This window comes from Nonomuraea sediminis (assembly GCF_018531495.1).
Taxonomy (GTDB): Bacteria; Actinomycetota; Actinomycetes; order Streptosporangiales; family Streptosporangiaceae; genus Nonomuraea; species Nonomuraea sediminis.
Window position 1 is genome coordinate 257,109 of sequence record NZ_JAHDTI010000013.1, and the last position, 17,847, is coordinate 274,955.

Below are 17,847 nucleotides of genomic sequence, written 5' to 3' on the forward strand. Positions count from 1 at the left end.
ATTTCACTGTTCCGGGAGGCTGTGGATGCGTGGTACTCTTGAGTACAGCGGAAGGGGTACTTGTCACATGACTTTCCAGGTCGGCGACACTGTCGTCTACCCCCACCATGGGGCTGCTCGGATCGAAGCAATCACCAAGCGATCCATCAAGGGTGAGGAAAAGACCTACCTGGTGCTCAAGGTCGACAAGGGCGACCTTACCGTCCAGGTGCCAGCAGAAAACGCAGAACTCGTCGGCGTGCGCGATGTTGTCGGCCAGGAAGGCCTGGAGCGGGTTTTCGACGTCCTACGCATGCCGCACACGGAAGAGCCCACGAACTGGTCTCGCCGTTACAAGGCAAATCTGGAGAAGCTCGCGTCGGGTGACGTGAACAAGGTCGCCGAAGTCGTTCGGGACCTGTGGCGGAGGGACCGCGAGCGCGGTCTGTCCGCGGGTGAGAAGCGCATGCTCGCCAAGGCCCGGCAGATCCTCGTGAGCGAGCTGGCACTGGCCGAGAAGACCAATGAGGACAAGGCGGAAGCCCTTCTCGACGAGGTGCTCAACTCCTGAAGACGAAGCTTCCAAGGGTGGGCGTCGGTGTCGACGTCCACCCTTTCGCATCCGGTCGCGAGCTGTACCTCGCGGGCCTGCACTGGCCCGGCGAGACGGGGCTCGACGGACACTCCGACGCCGACGCCGTGGCTCACGCCGCCTGTAACGCGCTGCTGTCGGCCTGCGGGCTCGGAGACCTGGGCGGGGTGTTCGGCACCTCCGACCCGCGCTGGGCCGGCGCCTCGGGGGTGAGCCTGCTCCAGGAGACCGCCAGGCGGGCGCGCGAAGCCGGCTACGAGATCGGCAACGTGGCGGTCCAGGTGGTCGGCTCACGGCCCAAACTGGCGCCCCGCAGGGCTGAGGCCGAGAAGGTGCTCAGCGAGGCCGTAGGGGCCCCTGTGAGCGTTTCTGCGGCCACTACGGACGGGCTGGGCTTCGTAGGGCGCGGCGAGGGTGTCGCGGCGATCGCCACGGCGCTCGTCGTCAACCATTCCGAGGACTAGAGCGTCACCTATCGGGATGTACTCCGGCGGGCGATGCCTAGCCCGTCGAGTCACTGAGGGCGGCGGTTCGTCACTGGCGCGGTACGAGCCGCCGCTTTCCCATGTCCCCGCTGGGCGGGCGTGGCCAGCGGTACGAAGGTGTATGTCGGGGTAAGTCCCTCTATAGACATGTCAACGTCTCGGGGGGAGCAAAAGACATGATCGGCGCAATCGTCTCGGCGATCGTCATCGGAGCCATCGTGGGCGCACTCGCCCGCCTGATCGTGCCGGGCAAGCAGAACATGTCCATGGGCCTGACTCTCATCGTCGGCATCGTGGCCGCGCTGCTGGGCACGCTCATCGCGCAGATGTTCGGCTTCGCCGACACCAGGGGCATCGACTGGTGGGAGCACATCCTGCAACTGGTGCTGGCGATCGTCGGCGTGCTGATCGTGGTACGGGTTCAGGCCGGCAAATCACACACCTGACCTGCCGATTCAGGACATGCATGCATATTTGCCCGCTGTCGGGTAGCGATCTCCCCGTGGGAGTGAACGGCTCACACCCACGGGGAGGTTTGTTGCGATGACAATCCAGTCCATCCTCGGCGCCATCGTGATCGGCGCCGTCATCGGTGCCATCGGCCGCCTGCTGCTTCCCGGCCGGCAGCCCATCGGGTGGATCCTGACCATCGTCGTCGGCATCGTCGCCGCGCTCATCGGTACGGCCATCGCGCAGGTGATGGGCGTCGCCACGACCCCGGGCATCGACTGGATCGAACTGGTCATGCAGGTGGTGCTGGCGGTGGTCGGTGTCGGCATCGTGGCGGGTCTACGCCGCGGCACACGCGTCTAGCTTTTCCACCCGGCCTCGGCGGGCGCTTCCATCCCCCCTTGGGAACGCCCGCCGAGGCCTCTACTCGTCCGGGCTGTCCGGGGGCAGCGGGGTGCTGCGCAGCCGGCCCGACGGGGCGTCGCCGAGCTGCTCGCGCCGGGCCGCCTCCTGGGCGTCGGCCGCCTCTGGGCCGTGCTCGGGGTCGGGGTTCTGCCTCGTCTCGCTCGTGACGACGCGCAGTGGCTGGGTGTCCTTGTCGCGCTCGGGGACGCGCGGGTGGACCAGGACGTCGGCCGGCTTCTTCCTGTCGCCCCAGCGCACGGGCCTGGGCTCCTTCGCTGCCGTCTCCGCCTGCTGCTCCTGTACGGCCGGCTCAGGCTCACCGAGGGGCTCTGGCTCGACGTGGGCAGCCTGCGCGCTTTCGGCGGGGGCCTCCTCGTAGGGGGTCTGCGCTCCTTCGTCGGCGGCCTGTGCTTCTTCGTCGGCGGCCTGGGGCTCGTCCAGGGGCGCCTGATCCGGCTCGTGGGGCGTTCGGCCGGGCTGTGGTGCTTCGGGCTGGGCCTGCCAGGGCTGGGTCGCTCCGGGGCGTTCGTCGTCGGCCTGGGCCGCGTCATGTGCCGGATCGGGCGCTTCGGGGTCCGACTGGGCCGGGTCGGGCGCTTCGGGATCGGCCTGGGCCGTGCCGTGAGCGGGGTCGGACACTTCGGGGTCGGCCTGGGCCGTGCCGTGAGCCGGGTCGGGGTCGGCCTGGGCCGCGTCGTGAGCAAGGTCGGCTTGGGCCGCGCGGGCGTCGTCGGGCTGCCACGGCTGGCCGCCCGCCTGCCAGGTGTGGACGGCCTCGGAGACCTCGTGGCGCGTGTGCGCGGGCTCGTCCAGGACGGGGCGGGGGACCTCGACGGTGTCGGCCACCGCCTCGGCGGGCTCCGGCTCTCTGGGCGCGGGCACCGGCTCCTGGCTCGCGGGGGCCGCCCAGCGGGTCACGCCCTCCGAGACGGCGTGGGGCTCCAGGGTGACCGGGGGAGGCGGGGGCGGGGTGGGGCGGCCGGTGAAGGGGACCAGGTCCTGCTCCGCCGTACCGTCGTCGATCTCCTCGGGGGTGCGGCGGGCCTGGACGTGCTTGATCAGCAGGAGCCACAGCCACAGGCCGAGCGCCAGCATCACCCAGGGCGCCACGGCCACGCCGAGCGCGGCCTGCCGTACGTCGACGGCGAGGCGCGCGGTCGTCACGACGTTGACCGCGGCGGCGGCCAGGATGAGCACGATCAGCACCAGCGCGGCCTGCAGCCGCACCAGCAGCCGCGCGGGGCGCAGCAGTAACACGCCGATGAGCGCCACCACCAGCAGCGCGTCGAAACCGGCCGGGTAGAGGAAGGCGAGATCGGGCCGGGCCTCGCCGTGAATGGCCAGCGCGCGCAGGTCGTCGAAGGACAGTGCGCACGCGGCGCCGGTCAGGGCGGCTACCGCCACGCCTGCGAGGGCGATGCCCAGGCGGCGTAGCACGGTGGGGGGAGTCACGTCCATGGCTCATCGAGCCTACAGAAGAATGCGGCTCGGATTATTCGACCTGTGAGGGCGGTTGAGGCGTTAGCCTTTCCTTCGTGAGCCTGCACCTCTACGACACCAGCACGCGCGACACCCGTGAATTCGTTCCGGTCGAAGCCGGCCGGGCGTCGATTTACCTGTGTGGGGCTACCGTGCAGGCTCCTCCGCACATCGGCCACATCCGGTCCGGTGTGAATTTCGACGTGCTCCGGCGATGGATGACCCGTTCCGGGTATGACGTCACGTTCTGCCGGAATGTCACCGACATCGACGACAAGATCATCAGGGTCGCGGCCGAATACGGCGTGCCGTGGTTCGTCATCGCCGAGCGCAACCAGCGGGCCTTCACCTGGGCCTACGACACGCTCGGCTGCCTTCCGCCGACCGTCGAGCCGCGCGCGACCGGCCACGTGCCCGAGATGGTCACGCTGATGGAGCGGCTGATCGAGCGCGGCCACGCCTACGCCGCCGGCGGCGACGTCTATTTCAGCGTCCAGTCCTGGGCCGATGAGTACGGCAAGCTGTCCAACCAGAAGCTGGACAACATGCGGGCGGCCGGCGACACCGACGACGAGTCGTGCAAGCGCGACCCGCGTGACTTCGCGCTCTGGAAGGGCGAGAAGCCGGGCGAGCCCACCTGGCCCACGCCGTTCGGTCCCGGGCGGCCCGGCTGGCACCTGGAGTGCTCGGCGATGGCCACCAAGTACCTGGGGTCGACGTTCGACATCCACGGCGGCGGGCTCGACCTGATCTTCCCGCACCACGAGAACGAGATCGCCCAGTCCCAGGCCGCCGGTGACGGGTTCGCCCGCTACTGGATGCACAACGGGCTGGTGAGGATCGGCGCCGAGAAGATGGCCAAGTCGCTCGGCAACTCCCTGCTGATTCCCGACGTCACCAAGAAGGTCAGGCCCGTCGAGCTGCGCTACTACCTGGCGGCGCCGCACTACCGGTCCTCGATCGACTACTCGGAGGCGTCCCTGCTCGAGGCGGCCGCCGCCTACCAGCGCATCGAGGGGTTCGTGACGCGGGCCGCCGAGGTCATCCACGACGTGGACGCCGACGCGCCGCTGCCGCAGGCCTTCGCCGACGCGCTCGACGACGACCTCGGCACGCCGCAGGCGCTAGCCGTCGTGCACGAGGTGGTGCGCGAGGGCAACGTGGCGCTGTCCAGGGGCGACAAGGAGGCCGTGGCCCGGCTGCTGGCCGAGACCCAGAACATGCTCGACGTCCTGGGCCTCGACCCGCGCTCGCCGCAGTGGCGTACCGCCGGCTCCGACCTCAAGCCGGTCGTGGACGCGCTGGTGGCGGTTGCGCTGGAGCAGCGCAAGGCGGCCAGGGAGCGCAAGGACTATGCCGCCGCGGACGCCATCCGCGACCAGCTCACCGCCGCCGGCATCACCGTCGAAGACACCCCTCAGGGCGCTCGCTGGGAACTCGCCCGCTAGGCGGGTGAAACACGTTCTACTAGCCTCGGCGTTCATGCGATTCACCTACGCCGAGACCATGACCGATCCGTCGTACTACCTGCCGCTGGCGCGGGCCTCCGAGGCGGCGGGATTTGCCGGTTTCAGCGTGGCGGACTCCCTGGTCTATCCCCGGGAGTCCGCCACGAGCTATCCGTACGCCGCCGGCGGTGATCGGGAGTTCCTTGAGGACAAGAGCTTCGTCGAGCCGTTCGTCCTGATCGCCGCGATGGGCGCGGTGACCTCGACGATCCGGTTCACCTCGTTCGTGCTCAAACTGCCGCTCCGCCCGCCCGCGCTGGTCGCCAAGCAGGCGAGTTCCGTCGCCTGCCTGACGGGCGACCGGCTCAATCTCGGTGTCGGGCTCAGCCCGTGGCCGGAGGACTACGCGGTCATGGGGGTTCCGTGGTCGCGGCGCGGCGCGCGGATGGACGAGGCCATCGCCGTGGTCCGCGGCCTGACCGGCGGTGACTACTTCGAGTACCACGGCGAGTTCTACGACCTGCCGCCGGTGAAGATGTCCCCGGCCGCTCGGGTTCCCATCCTGGTGGGCGGGCACAGCGATGCGGCGCTGCGCAGGGCCGTCCGCCTCGGCGACGGCTGGATCCACGGCGGCGGCGACGCGGAGGAACTGGACGCGCTGCTGGCGCGGCTTGCCGTGATGCGTGAGGACGACCGGCCCTTCCAGATCCACGCGATCTCCATGGACGCCTACACGGTCGACGGCGTGCGGCGGCTGGCCGACAAGGGTGTGACCGATCTGATTGTGGGATTTCGGGATCCGTACACCCGAGGGCCCGACACGGAGCCACTCGCCAGGAAGATCGAGCACCTCGAGCGCTTCGCCGACTCGGTGATCTCCAGGGTCGCCTGACGAGAACAGGTTATAAATCCGTGGCCTTTTCATCGAGAGCTGACCGACTGAGTAGTCAGTATGCTTGCCTGACTCGAGGGAAGGGGAAACCGATGTCCTTACTCAGCGGTCGCACAGCGGTGGTCACCGGTGGAGCCGGCGGCATCGGGGCCGCACTCTCCGCCGAGCTGGGTTCGCGCGGAATGTCGGTCGTCGTGGCCGACATCGACGGCGCCGGGGCGCGAAGCGTCGCCGATGACCTGTCCGCACGCGGGATCCCCGCGATCGGCGTGCCGGTCGACGTGTCCGACCCGGAGTCGGTGGAGGTCCTCGCGCAGGCCGCCCATGCCAGGTTCGGCTCGGTGGAACTGCTCTGCAACAACGCGGGCGTGCTCCTGTTCGGCACGGTGGCCGATTCGTCCATGGGCGACTGGCGGTGGCTGTCGTCGGTGAACCTCGAAGGGCTGCTCAACTGCCTGCACGCGTTCCTGCCCCGGATGCGCGCGGGCAGCGGCTGGCGGCACGTGCTGAACACCGCCTCGACCCACGCCTTCCTGCCCGATCCGCAGGGCACGACCCTCTACAGCGCGACCAAGCACGCCATCGTCGGCCTCTCCCTGGGGCTCCGAGGAGAGCTGGCGTCCGACGGCATCGGGGTCACGATCCTCTGCCCGGGGCAGGTCGCGACCCGCATTCTCGACTCGCAGCGCCACCGCCCCGCCGGGTACGGCCGCCGGGCGGCCGAGCCGTTCGGCACGGGCATCGTTCCGCTGGCGATCGAGCCCGGCGAGGTCGCCCGCGACGCGGTCGATGGCGTCCTGCGCGGTGACGCCATCGTGTTCTCGCTTCCCGCCGAGGGGCGAGAGGAGTTCCGCGCGCAGGTCGAGGAGTCGAGGCGGCTCGCGGACGCGGCATGGCGAGCCTGACGCGGCTGCTGGTCACCACGCCGTTCGTCAGCGCCGCCGCGCCCCTGGCCTACTCCGCCGCGGGCTACTTCGTCGCCCTGCAGATCCAGGCGATCGACAACGCGGACAAGGTGCGGAACCTGACCGTCGTGAACGTGATGGGCGCCGTCGCGGCAATGATCGCGCAACCCCTCGTCGGCGTGCTGTCCGACCGCACCCGCACGCGCCTGGGCTCACGGACGCCGTGGATGGCGGCGGGCGCGCTGGTCGGTTCCCTCGCACTGGCGCTGGCCGGGCTGGCCACGACGACCGCCCTGCTCGTCGTGGCCGTGATGGCGGTGCAGTTCGGCTTCAACGCCTTTCAGGGGCCGTTGTCGGCGATCCTTCCCGACCGGGTGCCTTCCCGGCTGCGCGGCAGGTTCTCCACGCTCTTCGGGCTCGGGGCCGTCCTCGCCGCGATCCTCGGGCCCGTCGTCGCCTCCGCGTTCGCCACGCGTATCCCGCTCGGCTACGCCTGCGTCGCCGGGGCCGCTCTGCTGATCATCGTGGTCTTCGTCGTGCTCAATCCCGAGCCCGACAACCGCGGTGAGGCCTTCTCCGCACGGGCCCTCGGGGTCAATCCGCTGCGGCATCCCGATTTCCGCTGGGCGTTCGTCGGACGGATCCTGCTGTTCACCGGCTTCTCCATGGTCAACTCCCTCACGCTCTACATCGCCCAGGACTACGTCGGGCTGACCGTCGCGGAGGCCGCGCGGATCGTTCCCCTGATCGGGGTGGCGGGGCTGCCCGGGTTCCTGCTGGCCATCGCCGTGTCAGGGCCGCTGTCCGACCGCCTGGGCAGGCGCAAGGCGCCCGTGCTGATCGGCGGGCTGGTCATCGCGGCCTCGGCGGCCTTCCCGCTGATCTGGCCGACGGTCGCGGGCCTGGTGGTCTCCGCGATCGTCCTCACGATCGGCTTCGGGATCTTCGTCGCGGTCGACGTGGCCCTCGTGTCGGAGGTCCTGCCGAGCGAGCACGACTTCGCCAAGGACCTCGGCGTGATCAACATCGCCGCGACGCTCCCGAACACCATCGCCCCCGTCGCGGCGGCCGTCATCGTCACGATCTCCGGAGGTTACGGCGCGCTCTACCCCGCGCTGGCCGTCATCGCCGGAGCCGGAGCGCTGGCCGTCCTGCCCATCAAGGGCGTGCGGTGACCTAGGCTCGCCTCCGATGGCCAAGACACATGACGCCGAACGGGCCGGCATCGAACGGCGCGCCAAGATCGTCAACGCTGCTCTGACGTTGTTCGCGACCCAGGGCTATCGGGGCACCTCGCTCATGGCCGTGGCCGAGGCCGCCGGGATCACGCAGTCCGGCCTGCTGCACCACTTCTCCACCAAGCAGGCTCTGCTGGCCGAGGTCCTCGCGGAACGCGACCGCCAGACGTTCGACGCGGTCGAGATCGGCCGTGACTACTCGGGGCCCGCCGTGCTGCGGGCGCTGGAGATCGTGCACGACATCGTCGAACGCAGCCGGGGCAACCGCGAGCTCACCCGGCTGGGGCATCTGGGGGCCTTCGGCTCGAACGAGATCCCGGAGATCGCGCTGGCGTGGGCACGGGAGCGTACCCGGACGTTCCACGCGAACCTGTCGGCGCTGGTGGCGGAGGGCATCGCGGTCGGGGACGTGCGGGCCGACGCCGATCCGGACGCCGTGGCGTCCCTGGTCATCGCGACGATCTCGGGGCTGGAGGAGCAGTGGCTGCTCGACGAGTCCTTCGACATGCTCGGTGCGGTGCGCGCGTTCGTCCGCCTGCTGCGCCACGACCTCCTCGTCACGCCCTAGCCTTCCGTGCCCCCCGGGGAGGTGGGTCCGGTGCGTCGTGGCGGCGGCCTGCCCCACATCACCGGAGGAGCGTCTCCCTGGACAGAGCCCGGCCGAAGTGCGGCGACTGGCGGTGGGGGCGGCCTTGCCGTACGGCATGATCTTGGTGTGATGGCCGGAAACGGCCCAGTACCCTTGACATATGGCAGCAGGCGGCAGGGCGGGCAGGCCCGCGAAGAAGAAGGGGCCCTCGAAGGGCACCGGCGGGCAGAAGCGTCGGAGCCTGGAGGGCAAGGGCGCGACCCCGCCGGCCGAAATGCGGCATTGGTACAAGGACAAGGCGCGCACCGAGCGGATCGCGCGCGAGGAACGTGGCGGCGTCGGGCGTCCGGCGGCCGCGCGGCCGCGGCGGGCCGAGGACGCGCCCGAGCACATCGGCGGCCGCAACCCTGTGCTCGAGGCGCTGCTCGCCGGGGTGCCCGCGAGCGCGCTGTACGTGGCCCAGCGCATCGACAACGACGACCGCGTCCGCGACTCCATCAAGATCGCGGCGGAGCGTGGGATCGCGCTGCTCGAGGTCACCCGCGACAAGCTCGACCGCCTCACCGACGGCGCGGTCCACCAGGGGGTGGCCCTGCAGATCCCCGCCTACGACTACGCCCACCCGGCCGATCTGGTGGAGCTGGCGCGCGACGCGGGCGAGGTGCCGCTGATCGTGGCGCTCGACAGCGTCACCGATCCCCGCAACCTGGGTGCCATCGCCCGTTCGGCCACCGCTTTCGGCGCTCACGGCCTGCTCATCCCGGCCCGCCGTTCCGCCGGGGTCACGGGCGGGGCCTGGAAGACCTCGGCCGGTAGCCTCGCCAACCTCCGCGTCGCCCGCGCCGCCAACCTGACGGCGGCCCTGCGGGAGTACCGCGAGGAGGGCCTGTTCGTCATCGGCCTCGACGGCGAGGCCAAGGTGAACCTCGATGACGCCACCCTCCTGTCGGAGCCCCTCGTCGTCGTGGTCGGCTCGGAGGGCAAGGGCCTCTCCCGCCTGGTACGCGAACAATGCGACACCCTGGTCCGCATCCCCATGCAAGCGGCCGCCGAGTCCCTGAACGCCGGCGTGGCCGCAGGGGTGGCCTTGTACGAGGTCGCTCGTCATCGACGCCACTGACCGTCTACACTGATAGGCCGCGCCGACGTAGCTCAATCGGCAGAGCATCTGTCTTGTAAACAGAAGGTCAGGGGTTCGATTCCCCTCGTCGGCTCTGCAGCTGAAAGGCCCTTTCCCATGATCGGGAGAGGGCCTTTTCGATCTTGTACAGCACGGTTTTACAGCAACCGCCGCTACTCGAAGATGTCCTGACCCTCGCGGCCTGAGGGGTCCATGGTGAGTAGGTCCTCGTGCAAGCTTTGTACGGCTCTGCCGGTGAGTTCGCCTGAGGGGGCGGTCTCCATGAGCCGCCAGCCGGGGGTGTTCGCGGGTGCCTTGTCGTCGCGCCCGTAGGCGGTGAGGGTGTAGAGGAGGCTGAACACCGCCTCGTAGGCAGCGACCTGAGCCACGCGGGCGAGGTCGACCGGGTTTACGTCGCGGGCAAGCAACCGGGAAGCGGCGGGGATGCCTTCCAACGCGCCCGGAGCAGCCCAGGAACTGATCAAATCCGGCCAGATGTGCCGCAGCGCCAGGAAACGAGCGAGCTGCGGTATGTCCTCGGAGATCTCCGAATGAGCCCACGCTTGGGGATCGTCAGCACCCAGCGAGGCGAACAGGTCCTGTAAGTCTTGGTTCACCCGCTCTATGGTCGCTCCTCTTCTTCGTATCGATCCAGGATCTCGTCGAGGACCTTCAGCCACACTGATCGCTGGGGAGCGGGGAAGTGGTACCGGCACTCACGACATTTCCAGCTCATCTCCAGGGCGTCGTCCCACAAGATGCATCCGGCCAAGAGCAGTTCTCCAGATTCCGCCGCCGCCCTCGCGGCGGGAGTCGGTAGGCCGAACAGCACAAGCAGGGTGTCACCGGAACAGCGTGGGCATCGCGGAGACGGCATCCACACAGCATGCGGAGACCCCGGGGTGGTGTCCACCTCCCGGGGTCTCGTGACGATGTTCAGCCGAGTTCGAGGCTCTTGGCGAGGCGGTCAAGGGCCTTGTATGTTTCTGGGCTTGGGATCTGGGTGTAGACGTTCATCGTCACCGAGATCTGGGAGTGCCGGAGGATCTGCATGGCCACCCGCGGGTGGGCGTCGAGGGCGGCCAGGAGTGAGGCGCAGGTGTGGCGGGTGTCGTGGACGCGGATCACGAGGACCTCGGCCTTGCGGCAGTGAGCGGCGAATGCACAGTTGAAGTTGCAGGGTTCGATCGGCGATTGCTCCGCCTGAAAAGCGGAAGGCTGGCAGAGTGGGTTCGCCCTTGCCCCTGATCACCTCCATTGAACAGCTAAAACGCCCCGAGCGATGCCGCGAGAAACAGGTTGTCCCTCGCGAGCGCGTAGGTCTGCTGCGGGTGGCCCGTGCATCCCCGCACACCCCGTAAGGGCCTGAGTATCCGCGCCGCCGCCCGCCATGCCCATAAGCCGTCGCCCCCGGCCCATACTGCCTGCAGGGTCGCCGCCTACGTTCGCGCGGGCACCGCGTACAGGACGGCGACGAGCGACTCGCCCTCGAATCCGATGCGCACGCTGTCCGGATCCTGACGGATGGCGGCGGGAGCAGCGGCTTCCGGCACCGCGGACGGGGGCACCGGCATCGGGTGGAACCCGGCCTCACGCAGCCGGGCGAGCCAGGTGGCGGTCGGCTCGTGACGTTCGTAGCGCTCCTCGTCGTCGGCTGTGCCGACGATGTCGGCGACCTCGCGGCGGAAGAACAGCTTCATCGCGTTGCGGTCGGCGGCCGCCACTTCCAGCGCGTCTATCAGCCGGAAGACGGTGTGGAAGTGCTCCCACGAGTTGTGGAACCGCTCGGGGAGCGCCACCCGATGATGGTCGGAGTCCGGCTCGCACAGCACCACGACGTCCGGCTCGGCCGCGCGCAATCTCTCGAAGAACGTGTTCCGCTCGTCCACGCCGGACGGACTGTCCCGGAGGTGGTGCAGCGCGAACGCGGCGTTCATGACCAGCGGACGTGGCGCACGGCGTACCAGGTCCCAGTCCTCGCCGGTCATGTGTTCGGCGAGTCGGGGCACCCCGTGGAAGTCCAGCGTGACACCGGTGTCGCGGATGGCTCGTTCGGCCTGGCGGAGGCTGGCCGCCGCGGGGTCCACTCCGATGACCGTCAGCCGTCCGGGTGCCTGATCGCGGTCCGCGAGGGTGCGCAGCACCGCCGCCTCCTGGCTGCCGGAGCCGATCCCCACCGACAGCAGGGTGGCCTCGTCCTGACCGGCGAGGTGTCCGGCGAGGAGCGCGCCGCCGATGCGACCGGCCAGATTCACGATCGGCAGGTGTGCGGCCACCAGGTCGAACAGCTGGATCTGCGGACGCTCGAAGCTGCGGAGGTAGAGATTGTCCCGCTCGTCTTGGCGCGTTCCATGTCGGGCGGCCAAAGCGTCGTGATAGAGCAGATAGAGGAAGTCGTCGCCGCCTGCTTTCTCGGGGTTGATCACACTGCGGAGCTTTTCCAGCCAGCGCCCCGCCGTGTCGGCTCGGCCCGCGTCCGTCTCCTCCACGGCACGGCACAGCAGGTCGAATGCATGGGAATTCACGTTCAAGCCTTCCTTCGACGTCGGTCATGATCGAGGATGCCGCGACGCCCTTGTAACCAACTTGGGACGGGCTTGGCGGTCAGGAATGGACGAGGGCGCGCCCGCGCGACGACGTCGGCGCGGCTGCCGGGCAGCAGCGGCCCGCGCCGCCCCATCGGCGAGTGAGCCAGGCGGCGAGGCGGTGAGCGCCTCCAGGTCTGTCAGCGGGACCCGCGCACCGAGCTCGCGGGCGAGAGCGGCAGCGCGATCGCGTACGCCTTCTTGGTGTTGGCCTTGTCGATCGTGGCCAGGAATTGCTCCACCGCGGCGCCGAGTTCGGGCACGCAGTCGCGGGTTTGGCCGACGGACGGTCCACGTCAAGAGAATCTGAGCGGATTTGCGGCTCTCCATAGCTGCACAGATCCGGGAGCCAGTTGAGTGCGTTCTGTAGTGATCGGCGGTTGCGTTCTGTGACCGTCAGGCCAACTCGGTGGGAATCGAAACGCGCCCGCCGTCCGAAATCATGTTTGTCGACCAAGGCAAACGATCACGAGACGGGCGCGAATACGGTGTCGGCGGAGTTTTTAGGTCTAGCGGGTGTGCGGGTTGAGTTCGTGGAGCGGGAGGGTCGCCAGGGGAGTGGCCCTTGCCCGCGTAGGTCCATTCGCTTGTCCAGGTCGACGTCGCGCCGGCGATGCGGAGAGAACCGAGGACGCCGGAGGCGATGAGTTCGTGGAGCTTGTTGCGGGAGATGGCGAGCCCACAGCAGGGGAGCGGTGGCGTTGAACGGGACCGGACTGAGTGGGTGACCGAGGCATCCCCCTTTGTCCTTGTGTCGTGTGGTGCAGGACAAGGCGTGGCCGTGCGGGCAGGTGGGCGTGGCAGGGGAGGATGCGGTCGTTTCGTTCGCGGCGGGTGTGGACGGGGCCGAAGGTCAGGGTGACGAACAGGCATGGATGGGTGCTGACACCTTGTCGCGGCGGCGGATTCGGGCGGGCCAACCGCTCACGCTCGGGGGCCGGCGCCGTGGACGAGGCCTGTGACGAGTCCCGTGTTTCTTTCCCTCCCGGGGCGGTCAACCTGGAGCGGGGTTCAAGGAGTGTCAGGGGGTGGCTTGTCGCCGATGAGAGGAGACGGGGTGGATGCTGAGTTCGCGGAGTTCGTACGACATCGAGGCGAACACCATCTGAAAACGGCGGTCCTGTTAACCGGGGACTGGCACTTGGCCGAGGACCTGGTCCAGACCAGCCTCGGCAAGCTGTACAAGGTCTGGCACCGCCTGGATACCAGCAGCGGGCCGGACGCCTACCTGCGCCGCATCCTGGTGAACACCCATCGATCCTGGTGGCGGGCCCGCTGGCGGCGCGAGGTCCCGCGCGCCGACCTGCCCGACGGGGCGGGCGCCGCCGACATGGGCGAGGCGGGAGCGCTGGCCGAGGACGTACGTCAGGCGCTGGCGAAGCTCCCGGCCAAGCAGCGTACGGCGCTGGTACTGAGATTCTTCGTGGACCTCCCGGAGGCGGAAGTCGCCGAGCTGATGGGCTGCTCGGTCGGCACGGTCAAGACCCACACGCACCGGGGACTGCGCGCCATGCGGCAGTTGATCCCGCCTGACGTGCTGGTCAACCAAATCGAGCAGAAGGGGCGTGGCATCCAGTGACGAACCAACACGAGGAGCCATTCATGAAGGAACAAGAACTCCGCGTACTGCTCTCCAGGGCCACTGAGGACGTGCCGGCGAGTGTGCGGCTAATGCCGGCTGTGCGGGCGCCCCGACGGAGGCGGGCGCGCGTGCTGGTCCCAGCCATCGCCGGCCTGGGCGTGGCCGCGGTGGTCGGCACGGCCGTGCTGAGCCTGCCGGCGAGTCAGCCTTTCGCGCAGGCCGCGGTGATCGCTGCGGTCGACACCACCTCCCAGTCCAGCTTCCGCTTCCACGAAACCATCGGGAACAGGAAGTGGGAGGGTGCCATCGATCCCGTACGCCAAGTGGGCGTCATCACCAACGCGGCGGAGGGGGACGAGACCCGCTTCGTCGGCGACAAGATGTACGGCCGTAACCCCGAGACCGGGACCTGGGCCGCCTATCCGCGCCCCGAGGTGGAGTTGGCCAACGCGTCGCCGACTGTCGCCCTGATCAAGCTGGGCGCGCTGAACCCCGACCAGGCCCTGGAGCGACTGCGCTCGGCCACGGACGTCAAGGAGAGCGGCACCGCCTCCGGCACGGGGTGGACCGGAAAGCGGTTCACCTTCTCGCTCAAGGATTCGGGCTCGGCGGCCCCGGAGAGCAAGAATGCCGATCTGGAAGGCGTCGTGGACGTGGACGATCAGAACCGGGTCCGCAGGCTGGAAGTCATCTTCGAAGACGGACACCGTATCGTCACGGAATTCAGCGACTACGGCACCCCGGTCGAGATTGAAGCCCCGCCAGCTGACCAGATCCGGCAGGAACCGTCCGTCAAGGTGGACAAGGGGTTCGCGGGCAAGTCCAAGGAGGGAGACTCCTCGGCCGAGGTCACCAAGTAAGCGTCCTGACGACCGGCACCCTCCCGGAGCCCCAGGCCCGTTCCCGCCGGGGAGCGGGCCTGGGGCCCTGCGCTCCGGATCGGCTTACCGTCGATCAGCGTTGTACAGCTTCACGATGGTTACTGTGCAGCATGGACGTTCAGCTGCCGCCTCACACGAGCACGCGCCGTCCAGGCCCAGCCAACCGACGGGTCGGGTGCCAGCAAGCTTGGCGTCAGTAGCCTGCACTCTTATCTGGCGTGCACCGTCACCTCTGCTAACCATCATGAGCCTGGAATGGTCCAGCCGCTACCACTCCTTCGACGCGGGCTGGAGCCCTGGAGAGGAGATGGGCTCGATGCGCAACGGCTCGGGAGACGAATACTCCGTCGTCTTCTCCGCGGCGGGTACGTACATCCGTGGCTTCGCCCACGAGTCAGCGATGAGCCCGTACGTCAATGACGGGCCGTGGCCGGGCGTGCTCGACTCCGTCTCCGAGGTCTTCCATCATTGTGTGGAGGAGCCGGCGTTCTGCGACGAGGACGGCATGCCGGTCGTGACCGCCTGCCTGTGGCGTGAGGTCGGCGATGATCGTTGGCAAGTGGGTGAGATTGACTACCCGGACGGCGTGAGCGACCCCGATGGGGCGTTGTACCTGTTCGCACGACTCGTCGACCCGTCTCCGGAGGCGTTCCGGCGGTTCGCGGAGGACTACTACGAGGTACCCGTGGATCTCGATGCGGTGCGGTACGTCTATGCCCTCCGTCCGCTGACGCAGGCGGTGGTCACCACGCTGAACGCTGATCTTGCCTTGAGGGACCTCGCCGACGACCTTGCGGCAGCCCGGTATCCGTCCGTTACCAGCTGACACACCGGAAGGACGTTCTGTTTGTCAGGACAAAGAAGCGATCTTGCTAACAGGGGTGGGAGCATGTGCGCTGTGTCCTCCAGCGAGCTCGTTCAGCACTATCAGCGCTTACTCGACACGGCTCAGTGGCTCGAGGTCGGCATGTCGTGGACAGTCATCCAGTCCCTTGGCGAGCCAATGAGCGTGGAAGATGTCGCTGAGCGGCTCGCTGGTCCCGATGCGGACATCCGCATGTTGGATGTGCGGGAGGGGCCGCTCGACGACCCAGCGGTTCACATCGCAGATTGCGGTCCGTCGATCATGTTGCTGGACCACATCGGAGAGGTCGTCTCGTGGGAACCGGGACTGATCGCTCGGCTGAGTCTGGGAGCTCGGCTCTGGAATGTCGGGTGGCACGTCAACGGGGGCAACCGCCTGGTCTATGCCGTTGGGGGTCGCGTTCTCACTGAAGTGCCTTCCCTGGACCGTGATTCGGTATATGGAGCCGACCCGCATGCGCTGGACCATGTTCTCCATCTTCTCCCGGACCCATACACCCCACTCTCCAAGGCGACCGCTATGGCGATCATCGAAATGGAGAGCGGGGCGTATCTGGACCTGGAATGGCTGGAGGCTGAGCAGACGGCGGTCATTCTTGGAAGTGACAATTGAGGCGGGCTGGCTGCTTACAGCTCTCGCAAAGGCGTCGCCCGCAGTGGCCGCCTGTTCCGTGATGACGTGGGCGTAGACGCGTAGCGTGATGGCGGGGTTGGCGTGGCCCAAGCGGGCGACCACGTTGGGGTAGACGTTCATCGTCACCGAGATCCGCGAGTGTCGGAGAATCTGCCACCATCACACCTTTGACCAGGAGAGCGGGCCCCTGGCCCAACGTCCGCTGCTGACTCGTAATGAGGTGCTCTGCGCGTAGATGCCGCTCCGGGCAGGGGAATCTACGTCGTAGTGTTCCTATCGCGTCGGGGTGAGGGTCGAGGCGATGAGCCAGACGCTGGCGGCCGCGATCGCACCTGCGACGACGATGTCCTTTGCCCGTCCGGGAACCACGCCTTTCAACTGTCCGCGGATCATGCTCCGCGCCATGGGGACGGTCCCGGCCCAGGAGATCCGCACCCGAAGGCTCCAAGCGGCCGACGCGACGAGGGCTGCCGCGACAAGCAACGGCCACCGCACCGAATCGGAGAACAGTATCTGGAAGTCGTCGCTGTACTGAGCGGCGTACGTCGCGACGTCGAGCAGCGGGAAGAGGAGTAGGGCCACCGCGGTCGCGGTGCCGGCCAAGCGTCCCCATCGGAGGGAACTGATTGCTCTCGCGGTCGCCGCCAATGCGACGAGAACGACCGGCAAGCCGATCACGTCGGCCTCACCGGACCACCGCGCGAGACCGTCCCACGGCGACTCTGGAGTGTCCACGTAGATGACACCAACCACGTACATGTCGTATGTGATCATGCAGCGGTGGAAGATCGCCGCCCACGCCGCTGCGCCTACGGCGCCCGCCCACAGGATGATCCCGTACGGTCTCCGCGGCAGGGGTGACCGGGCCGCCAGGAGCAGCGCCATCGCGGCCACCGGATAACAGACGATCAAGAGCCAGGGCAGCACGACCGCACGTTCCTGCCCAGTGCATGGATCGGGACCCAGGAGAAACGCGGTGACCAGCCCGAACGCGAGTACGGTGCCGACCGCGGCGACGGCGGTGAGCACGGCCCGGCGTGATCCGCGCAGGACAAGGCCGACCACGACAACCGGTAGCAGGAGCACGCCCCAGAACAGCAGCTCTCCCGGCACGCTCTCCAGCGCGTATGGACCTTCCACCGAATAGGGATCGAAGCCCGTCGCGGAACAGAACCAGCCGACGCTCTGCCTGCCGACCCCGAAGGTCGTCAGGATCACCGGTCCCGACGCGGCCAGCACCGCACCAAACCGCTGCACCGCCGCCACCGGGGATAACGCTTCTGCCGCGGGTTCCTGCATCACGGCGCCCTCTCCCGGAAATGATCAATCCGAGTCAGGGTAGCCGATGACCGCCGACTCAGCGGGCCGCTATCCAGGTCACCCAAATCGCTGTTGACGACATCGCTGACGACAACGTTGGCTTCTGCCAGCGCACGGCAGCAGCCGGCTACTTCTCTCTGACCTTGTGTTGGACAAGACGATCAGGGTGAAGGTCGACAGTTCGACCCTGCCCCTGACCACAGCATCTGAACAGCCCAAACGCCCCGAGTCGATCACGGGCCGGGGCGTCTTTCGTGGCCCCTGACGGCAACGTCTTCTAACTGGCTCGGGGCCAGCCACGTCACGGGACCGCGCCGCAGCTCCATCGCCGGACGGGTCGCGACTGCCCGAAACCAAGAGAACATGGCTCCGGCGCGGATCGTCGCCTCCGCACGGCCA

The 17,847-nt window shown here is 68.4% G+C and carries 20 protein-coding genes and 1 tRNA gene; 15 read left to right on the plus strand and 6 right to left on the minus strand.

Features of this window, described 5'->3' with window-relative positions:
* Positions 1-67 precede the first annotated feature (67 nt).
* The 4 genes from KIK09_RS43475 to KIK09_RS43490 all read left to right on the plus strand — a co-directional run bounded on the left by KIK09_RS43475 (position 68) and on the right by KIK09_RS43490 (position 1,869).
* On the plus strand, positions 68-550 hold the full coding sequence (locus KIK09_RS43475) for a CarD family transcriptional regulator (protein ID WP_043624891.1): 483 nt from the start codon (positions 68-70) through the stop codon (positions 548-550).
* Between the two features lie 17 nt (positions 551-567).
* A complete protein-coding gene (gene ispF, locus KIK09_RS43480) occupies positions 568-1,035 on the plus strand; it encodes a 2-C-methyl-D-erythritol 2,4-cyclodiphosphate synthase (protein WP_214325365.1) in 468 nt (155 codons plus the stop codon).
* Between the two features lie 197 nt (positions 1,036-1,232).
* Positions 1,233-1,502: a GlsB/YeaQ/YmgE family stress response membrane protein gene (locus KIK09_RS43485; RefSeq protein WP_214325366.1), complete on the plus strand. Its 270-nt coding sequence runs from the start codon at positions 1,233-1,235 to the stop codon at positions 1,500-1,502.
* 97 nt (positions 1,503-1,599) lie between these two features.
* Complete coding sequence (locus KIK09_RS43490) at positions 1,600-1,869, plus strand: GlsB/YeaQ/YmgE family stress response membrane protein (RefSeq protein WP_214325367.1); 270 nt, start codon at positions 1,600-1,602, stop codon at positions 1,867-1,869.
* A gap of 60 nt (positions 1,870-1,929) precedes the next feature.
* On the opposite strand, the gene KIK09_RS43495 is transcribed toward KIK09_RS43490, so the two are convergent.
* On the minus strand, positions 1,930-3,369 hold the full coding sequence (locus KIK09_RS43495; RefSeq protein ID WP_214325368.1) for a DUF2637 domain-containing protein: 1,440 nt from the start codon (positions 3,367-3,369) through the stop codon (positions 1,930-1,932).
* A 77-nt stretch (positions 3,370-3,446) separates the two neighbouring features.
* Here KIK09_RS43495 and cysS point away from each other — a divergent pair, with 77 nt between their 5' ends.
* The 7 genes from cysS (at position 3,447) to KIK09_RS43530 (ending at position 9,676) form a co-directional block, all read left to right on the plus strand.
* Positions 3,447-4,838 carry a cysteine--tRNA ligase gene (cysS, locus tag KIK09_RS43500; protein ID WP_214325369.1) on the plus strand — a complete coding sequence of 464 codons (1,392 nt, stop codon included), beginning with the start codon at positions 3,447-3,449 and terminating at the stop codon, positions 4,836-4,838.
* 34 nt (positions 4,839-4,872) lie between these two features.
* Positions 4,873-5,730: a TIGR03619 family F420-dependent LLM class oxidoreductase gene (locus KIK09_RS43505; RefSeq protein WP_214325370.1), complete on the plus strand. Its 858-nt coding sequence runs from the start codon at positions 4,873-4,875 to the stop codon at positions 5,728-5,730.
* A gap of 92 nt (positions 5,731-5,822) precedes the next feature.
* On the plus strand, positions 5,823-6,635 hold the full coding sequence (locus tag KIK09_RS43510; RefSeq protein ID WP_214325371.1) for an SDR family NAD(P)-dependent oxidoreductase: 813 nt from the start codon (positions 5,823-5,825) through the stop codon (positions 6,633-6,635).
* Positions 6,623-7,810, plus strand: a complete 1,188-nt coding sequence (locus KIK09_RS43515) for an MFS transporter (RefSeq protein ID WP_214325372.1) — start codon at positions 6,623-6,625, stop codon at positions 7,808-7,810. The genes KIK09_RS43510 and KIK09_RS43515 overlap by 13 nt, the downstream gene beginning before the upstream one ends.
* 16 nt (positions 7,811-7,826) lie before the next feature.
* Positions 7,827-8,441, plus strand: coding sequence for a TetR/AcrR family transcriptional regulator (locus tag KIK09_RS43520; RefSeq protein ID WP_214325373.1), 615 nt, complete (start codon positions 7,827-7,829; stop codon positions 8,439-8,441).
* 181 nt (positions 8,442-8,622) lie between these two features.
* Positions 8,623-9,582, plus strand: coding sequence for a 23S rRNA (guanosine(2251)-2'-O)-methyltransferase RlmB (gene rlmB / locus KIK09_RS43525; protein WP_214325374.1), 960 nt, complete (start codon positions 8,623-8,625; stop codon positions 9,580-9,582).
* A gap of 21 nt (positions 9,583-9,603) precedes the next feature.
* Positions 9,604-9,676 (plus strand) — tRNA-Thr (locus KIK09_RS43530).
* A 79-nt stretch (positions 9,677-9,755) separates the two neighbouring features.
* Here the strand turns inward: KIK09_RS43530 and KIK09_RS43535 are convergent.
* The 4 genes from KIK09_RS43535 to KIK09_RS59665 all read right to left on the minus strand — a co-directional run bounded on the left by KIK09_RS43535 (position 9,756) and on the right by KIK09_RS59665 (position 12,430).
* Complete coding sequence (locus KIK09_RS43535) at positions 9,756-10,199, minus strand: hypothetical protein (RefSeq protein WP_214325375.1); 444 nt, start codon at positions 10,197-10,199, stop codon at positions 9,756-9,758.
* Between the two features lie 319 nt (positions 10,200-10,518).
* On the minus strand, positions 10,519-10,770 hold the full coding sequence (locus tag KIK09_RS43540; RefSeq protein ID WP_214325492.1) for a tyrosine-type recombinase/integrase: 252 nt from the start codon (positions 10,768-10,770) through the stop codon (positions 10,519-10,521).
* Positions 10,771-11,021: 251 nt separating this feature from the next.
* Positions 11,022-12,107: a GRAS family protein gene (locus KIK09_RS43545; RefSeq protein WP_214325376.1), complete on the minus strand. Its 1,086-nt coding sequence runs from the start codon at positions 12,105-12,107 to the stop codon at positions 11,022-11,024.
* Between the two features lie 200 nt (positions 12,108-12,307).
* Entirely contained in the window at positions 12,308-12,430 is a 123-nt protein-coding gene (locus KIK09_RS59665) for a hypothetical protein (protein ID WP_275956478.1), read from the minus strand.
* A gap of 779 nt (positions 12,431-13,209) precedes the next feature.
* Here KIK09_RS59665 and KIK09_RS43550 point away from each other — a divergent pair.
* The 4 genes from KIK09_RS43550 to KIK09_RS43565 all read left to right on the plus strand — a co-directional run bounded on the left by KIK09_RS43550 (position 13,210) and on the right by KIK09_RS43565 (position 16,107).
* Positions 13,210-13,746, plus strand: a complete 537-nt coding sequence (locus tag KIK09_RS43550) for a SigE family RNA polymerase sigma factor (protein WP_250574692.1) — start codon at positions 13,210-13,212, stop codon at positions 13,744-13,746.
* Positions 13,747-13,907: 161 nt separating this feature from the next.
* Positions 13,908-14,609, plus strand: coding sequence for a hypothetical protein (locus KIK09_RS43555; RefSeq protein ID WP_214325378.1), 702 nt, complete (start codon positions 13,908-13,910; stop codon positions 14,607-14,609).
* A 265-nt stretch (positions 14,610-14,874) separates the two neighbouring features.
* On the plus strand, positions 14,875-15,456 hold the full coding sequence (locus KIK09_RS43560) for a hypothetical protein (RefSeq protein WP_250574693.1): 582 nt from the start codon (positions 14,875-14,877) through the stop codon (positions 15,454-15,456).
* A gap of 72 nt (positions 15,457-15,528) precedes the next feature.
* The gene (locus KIK09_RS43565) at positions 15,529-16,107 is read left to right on the plus strand and encodes a hypothetical protein (RefSeq protein ID WP_214325380.1); all 579 of its coding nucleotides are present in this window, start codon (positions 15,529-15,531) and stop codon (positions 16,105-16,107) included.
* 294 nt (positions 16,108-16,401) lie between these two features.
* Here the strand turns inward: KIK09_RS43565 and KIK09_RS43570 are convergent, their stop codons facing one another.
* Positions 16,402-17,430: a hypothetical protein gene (locus tag KIK09_RS43570; RefSeq protein ID WP_214325381.1), complete on the minus strand. Its 1,029-nt coding sequence runs from the start codon at positions 17,428-17,430 to the stop codon at positions 16,402-16,404.
* Positions 17,431-17,847 lie beyond the last annotated feature (417 nt).

What these genes read in the sequence shown, in the direction of transcription:
- KIK09_RS43475 (WP_043624891.1), top strand. Translation starts at nt 68, where the DNA reads ATGACTTTCCAGGTCGGCGACACTGTCGTCTACCCCCACCATGGGGCT.
- KIK09_RS43485 (WP_214325366.1), top strand. Translation starts at nt 1,233, where the DNA reads ATGATCGGCGCAATCGTCTCGGCGATCGTCATCGGAGCCATCGTGGGC.
- KIK09_RS43490 (WP_214325367.1), top strand. Translation starts at nt 1,600, where the DNA reads ATGACAATCCAGTCCATCCTCGGCGCCATCGTGATCGGCGCCGTCATC.
- KIK09_RS43495 (WP_214325368.1), bottom strand. Translation starts at nt 3,369, where the DNA reads ATGGACGTGACTCCCCCCACCGTGCTACGCCGCCTGGGCATCGCCCTC.
- KIK09_RS43505 (WP_214325370.1), top strand. Translation starts at nt 4,873, where the DNA reads ATGCGATTCACCTACGCCGAGACCATGACCGATCCGTCGTACTACCTG.
- KIK09_RS43510 (WP_214325371.1), top strand. Translation starts at nt 5,823, where the DNA reads ATGTCCTTACTCAGCGGTCGCACAGCGGTGGTCACCGGTGGAGCCGGC.
- KIK09_RS43515 (WP_214325372.1), top strand. Translation starts at nt 6,623, where the DNA reads ATGGCGAGCCTGACGCGGCTGCTGGTCACCACGCCGTTCGTCAGCGCC.
- KIK09_RS43520 (WP_214325373.1), top strand. Translation starts at nt 7,827, where the DNA reads ATGGCCAAGACACATGACGCCGAACGGGCCGGCATCGAACGGCGCGCC.
- rlmB (WP_214325374.1), top strand. Translation starts at nt 8,623, where the DNA reads ATGGCAGCAGGCGGCAGGGCGGGCAGGCCCGCGAAGAAGAAGGGGCCC.
- KIK09_RS43550 (WP_250574692.1), top strand. Translation starts at nt 13,210, where the DNA reads ATGAGAGGAGACGGGGTGGATGCTGAGTTCGCGGAGTTCGTACGACAT.
- KIK09_RS43560 (WP_250574693.1), top strand. Translation starts at nt 14,875, where the DNA reads ATGAGCCTGGAATGGTCCAGCCGCTACCACTCCTTCGACGCGGGCTGG.